Annotated in this window: 12 protein-coding genes; 2 read left to right on the top strand and 10 right to left on the bottom strand. The window is 64.1% G+C overall.

Translation table 11 applies throughout. The annotated features are described in order from the left end of the window. The coding region (locus B3873_RS13250) for a hypothetical protein (RefSeq protein ID WP_286866620.1) at window positions 1–452 on the top strand (452 nt) is incomplete at its 5' end. Between the two features lie 66 nt (window positions 453–518). Here the strand turns inward: B3873_RS13250 and B3873_RS13245 are convergent. The 8 genes from B3873_RS13245 to pilM all read right to left on the bottom strand — a co-directional run bounded on the left by B3873_RS13245 (window position 519) and on the right by pilM (window position 9,631). After that, window positions 519–1,274, bottom strand: a complete 756-nt coding sequence (locus B3873_RS13245; protein WP_286866619.1) for a DUF5610 domain-containing protein — start codon at window positions 1,272–1,274, stop codon at window positions 519–521. 451 nt (window positions 1,275–1,725) lie between these two features. Next, a complete protein-coding gene (locus tag B3873_RS13240) occupies window positions 1,726–2,877 on the bottom strand; it encodes a deoxyguanosinetriphosphate triphosphohydrolase (protein WP_286866617.1) in 1,152 nt (383 codons plus the stop codon). 1 nt (window position 2,878) lies between these two features. Further along, window positions 2,879–4,678: a bifunctional shikimate kinase/3-dehydroquinate synthase AroKB gene (aroKB, locus tag B3873_RS13235; protein ID WP_286866616.1), complete on the bottom strand. Its 1,800-nt coding sequence runs from the start codon at window positions 4,676–4,678 to the stop codon at window positions 2,879–2,881. 199 nt (window positions 4,679–4,877) lie between these two features. After that, entirely contained in the window at window positions 4,878–6,914 is a 2,037-nt protein-coding gene (gene pilQ / locus B3873_RS13230) for a type IV pilus secretin PilQ (protein WP_286866615.1), read from the bottom strand. Then, window positions 6,911–7,558 carry a hypothetical protein gene (locus B3873_RS13225; RefSeq protein WP_286866613.1) on the bottom strand — a complete coding sequence of 216 codons (648 nt, stop codon included), beginning with the start codon at window positions 7,556–7,558 and terminating at the stop codon, window positions 6,911–6,913. The genes pilQ and B3873_RS13225 overlap by 4 nt, the downstream gene beginning before the upstream one ends. Continuing rightward, on the bottom strand, window positions 7,555–8,142 hold the full coding sequence (gene pilO / locus B3873_RS13220; protein ID WP_286866612.1) for a type 4a pilus biogenesis protein PilO: 588 nt from the start codon (window positions 8,140–8,142) through the stop codon (window positions 7,555–7,557). Before pilO ends, B3873_RS13225 begins: the two co-directional genes overlap by 4 nt. Next, window positions 8,139–8,723 carry a pilus assembly protein gene (locus B3873_RS13215; protein WP_286866611.1) on the bottom strand — a complete coding sequence of 195 codons (585 nt, stop codon included), beginning with the start codon at window positions 8,721–8,723 and terminating at the stop codon, window positions 8,139–8,141. The genes pilO and B3873_RS13215 overlap by 4 nt, the downstream gene beginning before the upstream one ends. A gap of 8 nt (window positions 8,724–8,731) precedes the next feature. Continuing rightward, window positions 8,732–9,631: a type IV pilus biogenesis protein PilM gene (gene pilM / locus B3873_RS13210; RefSeq protein WP_286866609.1), complete on the bottom strand. Its 900-nt coding sequence runs from the start codon at window positions 9,629–9,631 to the stop codon at window positions 8,732–8,734. A gap of 352 nt (window positions 9,632–9,983) precedes the next feature. On the opposite strand from pilM, the gene B3873_RS13205 reads away from it, so the two are divergent. Beyond that, on the top strand, window positions 9,984–12,299 hold the full coding sequence (locus B3873_RS13205) for a penicillin-binding protein 1A (protein ID WP_084319835.1): 2,316 nt from the start codon (window positions 9,984–9,986) through the stop codon (window positions 12,297–12,299). Window positions 12,300–12,440: 141 nt separating this feature from the next. On the opposite strand, the gene B3873_RS13200 is transcribed toward B3873_RS13205, so the two are convergent. Beyond that, the gene (locus tag B3873_RS13200) at window positions 12,441–13,628 is read right to left on the bottom strand and encodes a serine hydrolase domain-containing protein (protein ID WP_286866607.1); all 1,188 of its coding nucleotides are present in this window, start codon (window positions 13,626–13,628) and stop codon (window positions 12,441–12,443) included. A 38-nt stretch (window positions 13,629–13,666) separates the two neighbouring features. After that, window positions 13,667–14,301, bottom strand: a 635-nt coding sequence (gene queC, locus B3873_RS13195) for a 7-cyano-7-deazaguanine synthase QueC (protein ID WP_286866605.1), incomplete at its 5' end; no start/stop codon positions are given.

The raw sequence follows: 14,301 nt of genomic DNA, 5'->3' as shown, positions 1-14,301 counted from the left end.
AGCATGATTTGGAATCAAAACCGGCGTATCAACTCACTCATCCCCGCCTGCTGAAGGCCCTTCTTGTTCTCATCACCTTCGGCACTTTCAATTCCATGGTGCGCCTGATTGCCAGTTCGTATGGTGCTTCGATAGGTCTCGAACTTCTGGTGCTCGTCGTGACTGCCCTCATACCGTGGATTCACTATCTCCATCCCAGCGGTATCGGGGCCAAGGTGATGAAGCTGCTCAGCCTGGTCCAGGGCGTTGTCAGTGCGGTCCAGCTCTTTCTTGTCTTCGAGCCGGAATTTCAATTTTCCAGTGGACCGGGAACATGGCTGTTGTTCTTCGGTGCCGAGATTCTCTCTCTTGTCATTCACGCTCTGATGTTCAGGGCGTCCAATGTCCATATGGAGGAGAGCGGTTTCCGCGAGACCGTCGGATGGCTCGACGGCATCGCCAAGAACAAATGAAAAGCGGCCGCCCGTGGGCGGCCGTTGGTGGCATTGATGACCAGCGCTACGCTGGCGCTCATCGTATCAAGCGCTGGTGCTGATCCGCGTCTGGCTCACCGACACTGAAATACTGACAGTCGTCTCGCTGGCCACCAGCGTACCGCCCTGGCCATCCGCATTGCCTTCGCTGCCCGATCCGTCCTCACCCTCCTGCTTGCCGCCCTTGACCTTGTTGATGAAGTCGCCCAGCGCCTTCTGCACCAGGTCATAGGTCTTGTCGATGTTGCTGGCGATATCGCCTTGCAGCACGTTCAGGCTCTCCAGGATGCCACGGGCTTCCTTGAAGCCCTGGTCCACACCCTTGAAGATCAGGTTCATGTAGTCGTCGATGTTGCTGGCATCTTCCTTGTCCGGATTGTTCTTCTTGTAGAGCTCGAACATGTTGGTGATGAAGGAGACGATGCGTCCCGCCGTTGCTTCCGGCGAATTGTCCTGGGTCGATGCGGTCTGGATGGCGTTGTCGCCCAGCTGCGGACGCAGGATGTCGTTGATGTTCTCGATGGCGGTCTTGTAGACCAGCGACAGCGGATCGTTCTGCGTCTGCAGCGATACTTCCAGCGAGGATTGCACGATGGAGAGATTGAACTGGGCCTTGGCGCCGCTCACGGTGAGCAGGTTGGCTTGCTTGGCCTGGGCGATCTTGTCGCCGCTGCTGCTGTCGCCGGCGGTGGCGGGCAGCTTGTCGTTGTCTGACGCTGCGGCAGAGGTCGACGAAGTGGAAGAAGGGGTGACGGGCAGCAGGGACTTGTTGTCCACGCCGCTGGTGTTGCCGATAGCCATGACGGTCTCCTGAAAATGAAAGGGGATCCGGGCATCAGAGGGGGAGACGGATCCACGGAAGCGAAACTGCGCACCATGCGCATCCACTCCATTCCTGCATAACGGCCTGTTCAAAGCGGACTTGATATTGACAGAAATTTACACCTGTCAGTTTCTGGGGGACTTCGTTGACAAGCCTGCATTGCACCCGCGCAATCTTTTGGAAAGCCTTGCTGGAAGCGGGTTTGCGGCGATACCGTGCGTGCCGTCGGGCTGACCGCAAGGGACGCAGGCGATCAAGAAAAAATGTAACGAAATGTGCGCGAGATGCTGGCAGCGAGATTTCAATTGCATTGAGGTAATGAAATCGCGCTGGCAGCACGACAATGAGGGCGCACGGATGCGCTGAATGAAAACGCAGCGTATCGACACGCTGCGTTCAACGCGGGCGTCGCACCCGCTCTATTAATCCTCACTCCATCACGAACAAGCGCCGATGCTCGCGAATGGCATAGCGATCGGTCATGCCGGCGATGTAGTCGGCGACTTTGCGCGCCTGCTTGTCGAGACGCTGGGTTTCATCCGTGATGCCCTTGACCTGATAGTCCGGCGGCAGCAGGCTGGGTTGAGAGGTGAAGGCCTCGAACATCTCGGCGATGATGCGGCGTGCCTTGGCCGTCATGCGGTTGACCTGATAGTGGCGGTAGAGCTTCTCGCGCAGGAATTTTTTCAGTATCGCGGCTTCGGCTGCCATCGCATCGGAGAAGGCGATGAGCTGCGGCGCATTGCGCACATCCTCGATGTCGCGCGGGGCGATCTCGGCGATGCGGCTGCGCGAGGTCCGGTTCAGGTCGACGATGAGTGCTTTGATCATGCGGCGCACCGTCTCATGGATGACGCGGCGTCCGGTGATGCCGGGATAGGTCTGTTCGACTTCGCGCAGATGGCGTGCGAAGAAATCGACTTCGCTCATCAGCTCCATGGTCAACAGTCCGGAGCGCAGGCCATCGTCGATGTCGTGATTGTTGTAGGCGATCTCATCGGCCAGGTTGGCCAGCTGTGCTTCCAGCGAGGGCTGCTTCTTTTCCAGGAAGCGCACGCCGATCTCGCCCAGCTGGCGGGCATTGTGCAGGGAGCAGTGCTTGAGGATGCCTTCGCGCGTCTCGAAGGTGAGATTGAGGCCATCGAAGGCAGCGTAGTGCTGCTCCAGCTCATCGACCACACGCAGGCTCTGCAGGTTGTGTTCGAAGCCGCCGTGATGCTTCATGCAGTGGTTGAGCTCGTCCTGACCGGCATGGCCGAAGGGCGTGTGGCCGAGGTCGTGGGCCAGCGAGATGGCTTCCACCAGGTCTTCGTTCAGTTGCAGGTTGCGCGCGCAGGAGCGGGCGATCTGGGCGACTTCGATGCTGTGGGTCAGGCGGGTGCGGAACAGGTCGCCTTCATGATTGACGAAGACCTGCGTCTTGTATTCGAGACGGCGGAAGGCGGTGGAGTGGACGATGCGGTCACGGTCGCGCTGGAATTCGCTGCGCGAACCCGGTGGCGTTTCACTGAAGCGCCGGCCTCGCGAGCTTGCCGAGTGGGCGGCATAGGGGGCGAGATGGTCGGGCGCTTCAGTGTGCATGTCATTCTCCGGTGCAGGCCGCCAGGGTTTGCAAGAGCAGTTCCTGCGGCGCGTTGGTAATCAGGGGACTGCCCAGCGGCTTGATCAGGATGAACTTGATCGCGCCGCCTTCGTTCTTCTTGTCCACTTCCATCAGGTCCAGCCAGCGGTCGGTGCCCAGGTTCGGGGCCACCGTCGGCAGGCCGGCAGCGGCGGTCACGGCGCGGATGCGCTCGCGCGTGGCGGCATCGATGTAGCCCAGGCGCTGCGACAGATCGGCCGCCATCACCATGCCGCAACCGACCGCCTCGCCATGCAACCACTGGCCGTAGCCCAGGCCATTCTCGATGGCGTGGCCGAAGGTGTGGCCGAAGTTGAGGATGGCGCGCAGGCCGCCTTCGCGTTCGTCCTGGCGCACCACCTCGGCCTTGATCTCGCAGGAGCGCTGGATGGCATAGGCCAGGGCGGCGTCATCCTTGGAGACCAGGCGCGCCATATTGGTTTCGATCCAGTCGAAGAAGGGTGCATCAATGATGGCACCGTGCTTGATGACTTCGGCAATGCCGGCCGCCAGTTCGCGCGGGGGCAGGGTGTGCAGGGTGGCGGTATCGGCGATCACGGCCTGCGGCTGGTAGAAGGCGCCGATCATGTTCTTGCCCAGCGGATGGTTGATGCCGGTCTTGCCGCCCACCGAGGAATCCACCTGCGACAGCAAGGTCGTGGGCACTTGCACGAAGGGCACGCCGCGCATGTAGGAGGCCGCCGCAAAGCCGGTCAGGTCGCCGATCACGCCGCCGCCCAGGGCGATGAGGGTGGTCTTGCGGTCGCACTTGTCGGCCAGCAGACGATCGAAGATCTTCATCAGGCTGGCCCAGTTCTTCTCTTCCTCGCCATCGGGCAGCACGATCTCGGTGACCTGCTTGCCGGCCGCGCGCAGCGCTTGCGCCACCTTGTCGAGGTAGAGCGGGCCGACCTTGTCATTGGTGACGATGGCCACGCGCTTGCCCTTGACGTATTGCGGCAAAAGCGTGGCGTCATCCAGCAGGCCGCGGCCGATGTGGATGGGATAGCTGCGTTCGCCCAGGTCGACGTTGAGGGTCAGCGAGGCAATCGTGGTAGCGGCGGGAGCGATGTTCTGGTTCATGCTGCGAAGATTCGGTTCGGTGCTGGCGGCACCATGGAAGATCTGGGTGGAATGACTGCGGGACAGCGTGGTGCTGCCGTCCGCGCCTTGCGTCAGGACCGCGCTGTGACTCTCGAATACGACGGTTTCGTCAGGTTCCGGTTCGGCCAGCCAGGAACCGTCCTTGGGCGAGAGTTCCAGATGGCTGATGATGGTCTGCACCAGGAATTGCACATTGGGCCGGTTGGTCTCGACCACGAAATCGGCCACTTCGCGATACAGCGGATCGCGCTGGCGCGACAGCTCTTCGAGCTTGCGGCGCGGATCGGCGGTCTGCAGTAGCGGGCGGTTCTTGTCGCGGCCGGTACGTTGCAGGATCTGGTTGATGCTGGCGCGCAGGTAGACGACGGTGCCACCCTTTTTGAGGTTCTCGCGATTCTCGGCACGCAGGACGGCACCGCCGCCGGTGGCCAGCACGATGTCGGGCTGGGCCGCGAGCTCGCGGATGATCTCGGCTTCGCGGCGACGGAAGTTCTCCTCGCCCTCAATCTCGAAGATCACCGGGATGGTGGCACCGGTCCGCGCTTCGATCTCGTGGTCCGAATCGACGAAGCGCTTGTTCAGCTTTTTGGCCAGGGCCCGGCCTATGGTGGTCTTGCCGGCTCCCATCAGGCCGACAAGGAAAATGCTTCCCGTCATATCTAAGAATTCTGCGCTTTGCGCTACTGGCCAATGTCAGGGCGCCGCACGTCTGCCGGCACGGTCGCCTGCCGCCCTGTGGACGGCTGTGTTGCCCGCCGCTGGCGGGCTTGCGCCCGGCGCAGCGGGCCTGGAACAGCGATTTTACCGTTCTTTGGCCCGCCACCGGGGAAAAATCCCGTGGCCGGGGCCTTCCGGCTCAATACGGGCGCGGCCCGGCGACGATGCGCGGGGTCAGGAAGATCAGCAGCTCGGTCTTGTCCCGCACCTTGCTCTGGCTGCGGAACAGCGCCCCCAGCACCGGGAGGTCGCCCAGCAGCGGTACCCGCGTTTCGTGGTCGTTGTCGGTCTGGGTGTAGATGCCGCCGATGACCACCGTGCCGCCATCTTCGACTTGGACCTTGGTCTTGATGTGCTTGGTGTTGATGGCCAGCCCGCCCGGCGTGACGCTGCCCCGGCTGTCCTTGTTGACGTCCACGTCGAGGATCACGTTGCCGTCCGGGGTGATCTGGGGCGTGACCTCCAGCTTGAGGTTGGCCTTCTTGAAGGCGGTGGCGGTGCTGCCATTGCCGGCAGATTGCTGGTAGGGAATTTCTTCGCCCTGCTCGATCAGCGCAGCCTGCTGGTCGGCCGTGATCAGGCGCGGGCTGGAGACGATCTTGCCGCGCCCGTCGGCTTCCAGTGCCGAGAGTTCGACGTTGAGGAAGCGCCGGGCAGCGGCATTGAAGAGGGTGAAGGCGAAGCTGCCCGGGGCCGCGCCGCTGAGGCCGTCGGCGCGCAGGTTCAGGGCCGGTTCGCGCAGGGTGAGATCGGGCGTGGCCGGCGTCTGGCCACTCTGCTCAACGATGGCCGCATAGCCGTTGCCGACGGCGGCACCGCGTGTGGTGGCGGCCAGTCCCAGCTTGATGCCGAGATTGCGCGAAAAGCTGTCATCGGCCTCGACGATGCGGGCTTCGATGAGCACCTGGCGCGAGGCCACATCGATGCGCTCGATCAGCTTGCGTACATTGGCCAGCACGGCCAGCGTGTCGGTGACCAGCAACTGGTTGGTGTGGCTGTCGATCATGGCGCTGCCCCGGCGCGACAGCAGGGCATTGCGGCGATTGGCCTGGGTGCTGCCGTCTTCGCCGATGCCCAGCGCCTTGCGCAGGGTGTCGGCGCGCTGGTAATTGAGCTGGAAGCTTTCTGCGTGCAAGGGTTCGAGGTCGGCGATCATGGCCTTCTGCTCCAGCTCCAGACGCTCGCGCGCCAGCATCTCGTCGCGCGGCGCGATCCACAGCACTTCGCCATGGCGGCGCATTTCCAGCCCCCTGGCCTGCAGGATCAGGTCCAGCACCTGTTCCCAGGGCAGGTCCTTCAGGCGCAGGCTCAGCTGGCCCGTGACCGTATCGCTGGCCACGATGTTGACGCCGCTGTGCTCGGCCAGCACTTGCAGGGCGGTACGCACCTCGATGTTCTGGAAGTTCAGCGACAGCCGGGGGCCGCCGTAGGTCTTGCCTTCCTGCAAGCCGGCCGCCGCAATCCCGGTCAGAGCCGATTTGACCGGCACGACATCGATCATCAGCCGGCGTTTGCTCTGATAGGCCTGGTAGCGCCACTGGCCCTGCATCTCCAGGACCAGGCGCGCGCCGTCCTGATGGCCGTAAGCACGGTATTGCAGGACCGGCGTGCCCATCTGTCCGGTCTCGACCAGCCGCCGCAGGGCCAGCGGGACGGTCGCACCGGCGATGTCGACGACCAGGCGTCCGCCCAGCTGGCGTACCTGCACGGTATGTGCGTGGCTACCCATGTCCACTGCCAGGTGCGCCTCGCCCTGTGGGCCGCGGCGCAAGTCGATCGCTTGCAGCGCAACGGGATCGGAGGGCGGCTGCAGCGTCAGGTCCACCAGCAGGCGATCTTCTTCGGCGCGCAGTTGGTAGATGGCGGCATGCTTGAGCAGCACCTGCAGGCGCAGGCGGTCATCATCTTCGGCGAGCTGGATGCGCTTGACCAGCCCGCTGCCGCTCAGGGACCGCGCAAGTGTTGCCGCAGCCGTGCTCCGGGGCAGGTCGAGGACCAACTGCGGCGGCTCGATCAACAGGAAGTTCTGGACCAGTGCTGGGTCCACCGGTGCCTGCAACTGCAGTTCCAGGGTCGTACCGTCTGCACGGGGATGGAGATGGATGGCCAACAGGCGGTTTTCCGCCAAGGCAGCGTGGCTCGCCAGCAGGGCCAGCAGGAACAGGATCATTTTCATGGCGACATTCCGGGACGGATCAGGCGGCGACGTGTGTTGCGCTGGGAAGTTCGCGCCGGGACCTTGCGCGCAGGAGCGATGGCCATCGGGCTGGCAGCGGGGAGGGTGGCCATGGCAATGGTCTGTCGAGCGGCGTCGTCCTGGCCGATGTCGAGGGCGTCTTCGCGTACCGCCAGGACACGTCCGAGGCCGCCAGGCAGCGTATCCCCGGTTTGCAACTGCCTGGTGCTGCCCTCCAGTTCAGCGATGGCGATCCACTCCTGGTCACGGCGCAGCGTACCCAGCAGGCGCAGGAGGGGCGTCGGGAGCGGGGCAATCGGGGCGGCGGCCGGGACCGGACTGTTTTCTTCATCCTCCTCATCTTGCGCGCGAACCCGTGAGGCGGCCGGTCGCGTCGGACTGGCGGGCGCAAGCGCGCCGAGCTGGAAGGGATCGGGCAACTCGCTGTCCTCGCCGGGGAGGCTGTCTTCCGTAGTCGCGTCGGAGAGGGCGGCAGCAGGAAGGGGCAGGGTGGAAGAGGACCGGACTTGCGTGATCCACATCCGCGTGGCCTGTACTTCATCGGGATGGTCGAGCGCCATCGTTGCGCTCATCACCAGGCCTGCCAGCAAGACCGGCAGCGCTGCCAGCCAGAGCGGGCTCATGGCACGCTCTCCTTCGTCTCGATGCCGGACAGGCTCGCCGTCACCGGCGCGCTCACAGAGGCATTGATCTGCAGCTCGCTCTGCCCGTCCTTTTCGACGACATTGACATCGAGCCGCTCGACGATCACCGGCAAGGGCAGGCTGCTGACCAGTTCCACAAAGCGCAGCAGGCCGGCATGAGTGCCGCGCAGCACGATGGCCGCGGCCAGCTTGCCGCTCAATGGCTTGAAGGAGGACAGCGTCAGCCCGCATTCACTGGCGCGGCGGGCCAGCTTGGCTTGCAGCAGCTCCGGCTGCAGCTGCTCGGTCGGCCACAACTGGCTCTGCTGTGCGGCCAGTTGTACCGCCAGCGCCCGTTCGCGTGATTGCAGGGCAGGCAGTTGCGCCTGCTGCGTCAATGCCGCCTGGTATTGCACGCGCAGATCCTGCTGCCGCTGGCGCGCGGACCGCCGTGCCTCATCCAGTTCGCTCACGGCCAGCAGCAGGCCACTGCCGGCACACGCCAGCAGTGCCAGCAAACACAAGGCCAGCCGGGGCAGCAACGGCCAGTGCGCGGGATGGGTCTGCCAGCGCGACTGGCTCACGGTGCGGCCACCTTGGCTGCGGTTGCGGGGGCGGGCGCGGTGGACGTGCCCGTCTGCAAGGCGGGCAGGGGGATGGCCAGGATGAAGGCATAGGCACCGTCTTCGACGTGCAGGTCATGCAGGGTGGCCCCCTCCAGGCCGGCCGCACCCAGCGCGGCGGTGAAGTCGCGGACTTCCTGGGCGCTGGCCGCCTGGCCGCGCAATTCGCCGCGATCGCCTTGCAGCAGCAGGCGGTGCAGGCGGATCTTGCCCGCGCTTGCCTGCGCCGCTTGGGCGGCAGCGCGCAGCAATTGTGCCGACTGCTGGCGGCGTTTGCCGAGCTGCTGGTGTGCCGTGATCTGCTTTTCCAGCGCGGCGATCTGGCTGCGCAACTCGGCGGTTTGCCTGGCCTGGGGGGCCAGGGTGTGCAACTCGCCGGTCAACAGCACATTGGCTTTTTCCAGTGAGGCCGTGTGCAGGGAAACGCGCCAGCCGGGGAAGGCCGCCAGCGCGATGCCCAGCAGCAGGAAGAAGACCAGCACCCGATAGAAATTCCGTTCCCGCGTGCGCCGCCGCTGTGCCGGTGACTGAGAGAAATCCATGTCGCATCTCATGCCAGTCCCTCCCAGGCCAGGGCCAGTGCCAGCTGGTAGTCCGATGGCATCAGCGCCGCGATCTGCGGCGTCAGCACCAGCGAGGAGGGAGGCGCGGCCACCCGGGCCTCCAGCCCCCCGTACTTGATGAAGGCGCGGGCAATCGTGCCGAGGGCCGGATGGTCGCCACTCAGGAGCAGGCGACGCGGCAGGGGTTTCAGCAAGGGCGCGGCGTGCGCCAGCAGGGCCAGGTGCCCGCCGCGGGCGCTGACCTCGGGCAAGGCGTGGCTGGGGCCCTCGCCGTGCAGCAGCCAGCGGGCGCTGCGATCCAGGCGCAGCACGGCGGTCTCGCCGGGAAGCCGGTCGTCGCGCAGCCAGGCGGCCAGGCACAGGTCTTCCGGTGCCAGGGTGACCAGCGGCCGGCCCACCGCTGCAGCCAGCGACAGGCGGTCTTCGATGATGAGCCGGGAGGCGGCCACCGCCAGTACCTGCTGGTCCGAGGGCGAGCCCGGCGGCGGACCCAGTTCACGGTAGTCCATGGCGTGATCGTCAGCCGCGATGCCGTGGGCCGCGAGTTCGGATTGCACTTGCCGCCAGCGTTGTACCGGGTGGCTGTCAGCCGGCAGTACGAGTCGGCGTCCGGTGAGGCCTTGCACCGGGACCGCCAGCGCCAAGGCGGCACCCTGGCAGCCGGCCTCATCCAGCAGGGAGCGGCAGATCAGGGTCAAGGCCTCGAAGTCGGTGATCTGTCCGTCCCGGCAGATCACTCCGCCGGTGAGCCGCTGCGTCAGCTTCAATAACTGCGCGCGGCGACCGCTACGGCGCAGCAGCGCCAGCCGCACACGGTCGGTCGCGATGTCGAGGCCTGCGCACAGGCGCGGGGTGCCGAGGCCGAAAAAGAGAGGTAAGCCTGTCATATGCCGTTCTCATGCGGAGGGAAACCCCGGATTCTCCGGTCTGCGCGGCCAGGCGGGAATCGCTGAAACTTGAGGAATGCCCGTCAATTTGCAGCAATTTGCGCCCAATGCCGCACTTCCCCGCTCTCACTCCGGAACCGGCCTCCTGCCCTTTGGTCTATTTGCAACACCCGGCCGCGCGGCGGCTCAGGGCGAGCCGCTATAATGCGGGCTTGTTTCTTCCACTCCGGCTCTGGCCTGCAGCTTCGGCCTGCTTTAACGCTTAATTCGAATGTCTTCATCTTCCAACGGCGGCGATCAACCCAAACCGGCATCGGCGGATGCCCCCGCAGAAAAAGCGCCCCGCAAGCGCATGCACTGGTCGCTGCGCATCCTCCTGGGTTTGTTCGGTACGGTGCTGGGCCTGGTGGTGATGGTGCTGCTGGGCGTGACCTTCATCGTCGCCCTGACCTATCCCAAGCTGCCCGACCTCGATACGCTGACCGACTATCGCCCCAAGATCCCGCTGCGCATCTTCTCCGCCGATGGCGTGCTGATCGGCGAATTCGGCGAGGAGCGCCGCAACCTGGTGCACTTCAAGGACATCCCGGACATCATGAAGAAGGCCGTGCTGGCCATCGAGGATGACCGTTTCTACGAACACGGCGGTGTCGACTACCAGGGTATCGCCCGCGCTACCTTCTCCAACCTGTCCGGCGGCGGCGGCGGTGCTTCCACCATCACGCAGCAGGTGGCGCGCAACTTCTTCCTGACCAGCAACGAGCCGACCTTCCTGCAGAAGGCCACGCGAAAGTTTTTCTATGAGATTCCGCTGGCCTGGAAAATCGAGAACAACCTCACCAAGGACCAGATCCTTGAGGTCTACATGAACCAGATCTATCTGGGCCAGCGCGCCTATGGCTTCGCCTCGGCCGCCCAGATCTATTTCGGCAAGCAACTGAAGGACCTCACCATCGCCGAAGCGGCCATGCTGGCCGGGCTGCCCAAGGCCCCCTCGGCCTACAACCCGGTGGTCAATCCCAAGCGCGCGCACGCCCGCCAGCAGTACATCCTGCTGCGCATGCGCCAGCTGGGCTACATCACCGAGGCCCAGTATCAGGAAGCCAAGGATGAGGAACTGCGCGTCAAGGGCGACAGCTCGGCCTTCGGCATGCACGCCGAATACGTGGCTGAAATGGCGCGCCAGCTGGTCTATGCGCAATACAAGGACGAGACCTACACGCGCGGCCTGAACGTCTTCACCACCATCACCAAGGCCGACCAGGACGCCGCCTACATCGCCCTGCGCCGCGGCATCATCGACTATGAGCGCCGCCACGGCTATCGCGGTCCGGAAGGCTACATGGAGCTGCCGGAGAAGGCCACCAAGGAAGTGGTGGAAGATGCGGTCGAAGTGGAACTGGCCGACCATCCCGACTCCGACGACATGGTCGCCGCCGTGGTGCTGGAGGCCAAGCCCAAGGAAATCACCGCCATGCTCTCGACCGGCGAAGAGATCAGCATTTCCGGTGCCGGCCTGGGCTTCGGTGCCAACCTGCTGTCGGACAAGGCACCGCCGCAGAAGAAGATCCGCCGTGGCGCCATCATCCGCGTGTTCCAGGATGGCAACAGCTGGATCATCACCCAGATGCCGGAAGTGGAATCGGCCTTCGTCTCGGTGAACTCGCGCGATGGCGCGATCCGCTCGCTGGTCGGCGGCTTCGACTTCAACCGCAACAAGTTCAACCACGTCACGCAGGCTTGGCGCCAGCCGGGTTCGTCGTTCAAGCCCTTCATCTATTCGTCTTCGCTGGAAAAGGGCCTGTCGCCGGCCACCATCATCAATGATGCGCCGCTGACCTTCACCCAGACCGGTGGCCAGGTGTGGCAGCCGAAGAACTACGGCGGCAAGTTCGAAGGCCCGATCTCGATGCGCCGCGCCTTGCAGAAGTCAATCAACCTGGTCTCCATCCGCATCCTGGAGCGCGTCGGCGTGAAGTATGCGCAGGAATACATCACCCGCTTCGGTTTCGATGCCGACAAGAACCCGCCCTACCTGACCCTGGCGCTGGGCGCGGGCAACGTCACGCCGCTGCAGATGGTGGGCGCGTATTCGGTGTTCGCCAACGGCGGCTACAAGATCAATCCCTACCTGATCACCAAGGTCACCGACAGCAACGGCGAAGTCCTCTCGCAGGCCAAGCCGGCTACCGCCGAGGATGAATCCAATCGCGTCATCGATGCACGCAATGCCTTCATCATGGACAGCATGCTGCGCGACGTGGTGCGCCATGGCACCGCCGTCAAGGCCTTGTCGCTCAAGCGCACCGACCTGGCCGGCAAGACTGGTACCACCAACGATTCCATGGATGCCTGGTTCGCCGGCTATCAACCGGGCCTGACCGCGATTGCCTGGATCGGCTACGACCAGCCCAAGAGCCTGGGCGACCGCGAAACCGGTGGTGGCCTGGCCCTGCCGGTGTGGATCAGCTACATGTCCAAGGCGCTCAAGGATGTGCCCAACGTGGACCGCAAGGTGCCGGATGGCGTGATCGAATCGGGCGGCGAGTACTACTATGCCGAGTTCCCGCCCAGCGCCATGGTGCGTGACCTGGGCATGGGCGATCGCGGTGGACTGACGCCGGAAGAAGAAAAAGCCAAGACGCAGATGAAGAACGAGCTGTTCTGATTTCTGATTTTTGATGAGCGGATAAAAAATATAAACGATTTATATCATTTAAATTTTTTCCGGTGATCGCCGCTTCAAACGAAAACCGCCTGTTGCAAGACAGGCGGTTTTTTCATGGCCATCGGTATGCGGCAGGCCAACTTACTCCTTGCCCGACACCACATGACTGATGCTGCGCATGGCCAGCATGGTCAGCACTTCATCCTGCTCCGTGCCGTAGTCGCTGAGTTTGACGATGACCGTGCGCGTGGCCGGGTTGACGTAGATGTACTGGCCGAACACGCCGATGGCCGAGAAGTCGCGGTCATTGGCATTGCCCGGCGGGATCCACCAGCCATCGCGATAATCCAGCGCATTGCCGTTGTTGACCGGCTGACGCGGCTCGGCGGCCCAGGCCGGGCTGACGATCTGCTGCTCGCCCATGCGGCCGCCATGCAGATAGAGCAAACCGAGGCGGGCGAAGTCGCGCGCGGTGGTATTGAGGCAGCAGAAGGCCTTCTCCACGCCATGCTGGCGGCTGTCCACGCTCCAGCTGGCGTCCTGCTCCATGCCCAGCGGGTCCCACAGCGCCTGCTGGGCGAAGTCGGACAGGCGCATGCCGGTGGCGCGCGCCAGCACCCGCGACAGGATCAGCGTATCGACGCTGCGATATTCGAAGCGAGAACCCGGTGCAAAGCGCAAACCACTGCGGCGGGCGATGAAACGCTGCAGGTCGGTGCTGACGAACATGCGCACCACCGGCGAGGCGAGCGAGCCGCCGTAGTTTTCATCGACATCGATGCCGGAGCGCATGTCCAGCAACTGGCCGATGGTGATGTTGGCGTAAGCCGGGGAAATCTCATCGGGTTTCAGATAGCGGCCAATGGGATCATTGAGCGATCGGATCTTGCCCTGTTTCAGCGCCACACCGGTCAGCGCCGAGACGAAGGACTTGGCCACCGAGAAGGAAGTGAAGCGCGAATTGGCATCGTAGCCATCGATGTAGCGCTCATAGACCACGCTGCCATCCTGGATCACCACAAAGGCGTGCGCCGCCGTGCCCTTGATGAAATCGATCAGCGGCAGGCGCTTGCCGTCTTTCCAGGGCACATCGATGTTGAGCGGGCGCAGCGCCGTGGGCAGCGGCTGTGGATGCGAGGATCGTGCAATCGGGTTGTCCTCGAATACCTTGAAGCTCTGGCTGCGCGGGGTCAGGTCGAATTGCAGGTCGACCAGCGCGGGCAGGCTGGGCAGGTCGGCGATGCGGCGGCCGATCTCGGCGCTGGCCAGCAGCACCAGCAAGGCGGCGGCGCTGCGGGCGAGCAGAAGGGTGGTGCGGGCTTGGGGCATGAGGCTCGCTCTTGGAATGGTGAGCCTATTGTGCCCGATTACCCGGCGCTTTTGCGTGCTGCGTACTGTTGATAGCCACGGGCGCGCAGTTCGCAGGCCGGGCACTTGCCGCAGCCATGGCCCCACTCATGCAGCTGGCCGCGTTCGCCCAGGTAGCAGGTGTGGGTGTCGGCGCGGATCAGGTCCACCAGCGCGGTGCCGCCCAGCGATTCGGCCAGGGACCAGGTCTCGGCCTTGTCGATCCACATCAGCGGGGTTTCCACCTTCAGTTGCGTGGCCATGCCCAGGTTGAGCGCCACTTGCAGCGCCTTCATGGTGTCGTCGCGGCAATCGGGATAACCGGAAAAATCGGTCTCGCACATGCCGCCGACCAGCACGTTCAAGCCACGGCGATAAGCCAGCGTGGCGGCCACGGTCATGAACAGCAGGTTGCGGCCGGGCACGAAGGTGTTGGGCAGGCCGTTGTCCTGCATGGCGATGGCGACATCGCGTGTCAGTGCCGTGTCGGAAATCTTGCCAATGAGTGACAGGTCGATCATGTGATCCTCGCCCAGGCGCGCTTGCCATTCGGGCGAGAAGGCCTTCATCTTTTCCAGCAGGGCCGGACGCACTTCCAGTTCGATGGCATGGCGCTGGCCGTAGTCGAAGTCGATGGTCTCCACCCGTTGATAGC

This window comes from Herbaspirillum sp. UBA812 (assembly GCF_002296545.1).
GTDB lineage: Bacteria > Pseudomonadota > Gammaproteobacteria > Burkholderiales > Burkholderiaceae_D > Herbaspirillum > Herbaspirillum huttiense.
The sequence above is the reverse complement of the archived record's forward strand: the minus strand, read 5'-3'. Positions and strand labels throughout refer to the sequence as shown.

Excerpts from the sequence above, each read along its gene's own strand:
- pilM (WP_286866609.1), bottom strand. The coding sequence starts at position 9,631 with ATGACAGGCTTACCTCTCTTTTTCGGCCTCGGCACCCCGCGCCTGTGC.
- aroKB (WP_286866616.1), bottom strand. The coding sequence starts at position 4,678 with ATGACGGGAAGCATTTTCCTTGTCGGCCTGATGGGAGCCGGCAAGACC.
- B3873_RS13200 (WP_286866607.1), bottom strand. The coding sequence starts at position 13,628 with ATGCCCCAAGCCCGCACCACCCTTCTGCTCGCCCGCAGCGCCGCCGCC.
- B3873_RS13225 (WP_286866613.1), bottom strand. The coding sequence starts at position 7,558 with ATGAGCCCGCTCTGGCTGGCAGCGCTGCCGGTCTTGCTGGCAGGCCTG.
- pilQ (WP_286866615.1), bottom strand. The coding sequence starts at position 6,914 with ATGAAAATGATCCTGTTCCTGCTGGCCCTGCTGGCGAGCCACGCTGCC.
- B3873_RS13205 (WP_084319835.1), top strand. The coding sequence starts at position 9,984 with ATGCACTGGTCGCTGCGCATCCTCCTGGGTTTGTTCGGTACGGTGCTG.
- B3873_RS13215 (WP_286866611.1), bottom strand. The coding sequence starts at position 8,723 with ATGGATTTCTCTCAGTCACCGGCACAGCGGCGGCGCACGCGGGAACGG.
- B3873_RS13240 (WP_286866617.1), bottom strand. The coding sequence starts at position 2,877 with ATGCACACTGAAGCGCCCGACCATCTCGCCCCCTATGCCGCCCACTCG.
- B3873_RS13245 (WP_286866619.1), bottom strand. The coding sequence starts at position 1,274 with ATGGCTATCGGCAACACCAGCGGCGTGGACAACAAGTCCCTGCTGCCC.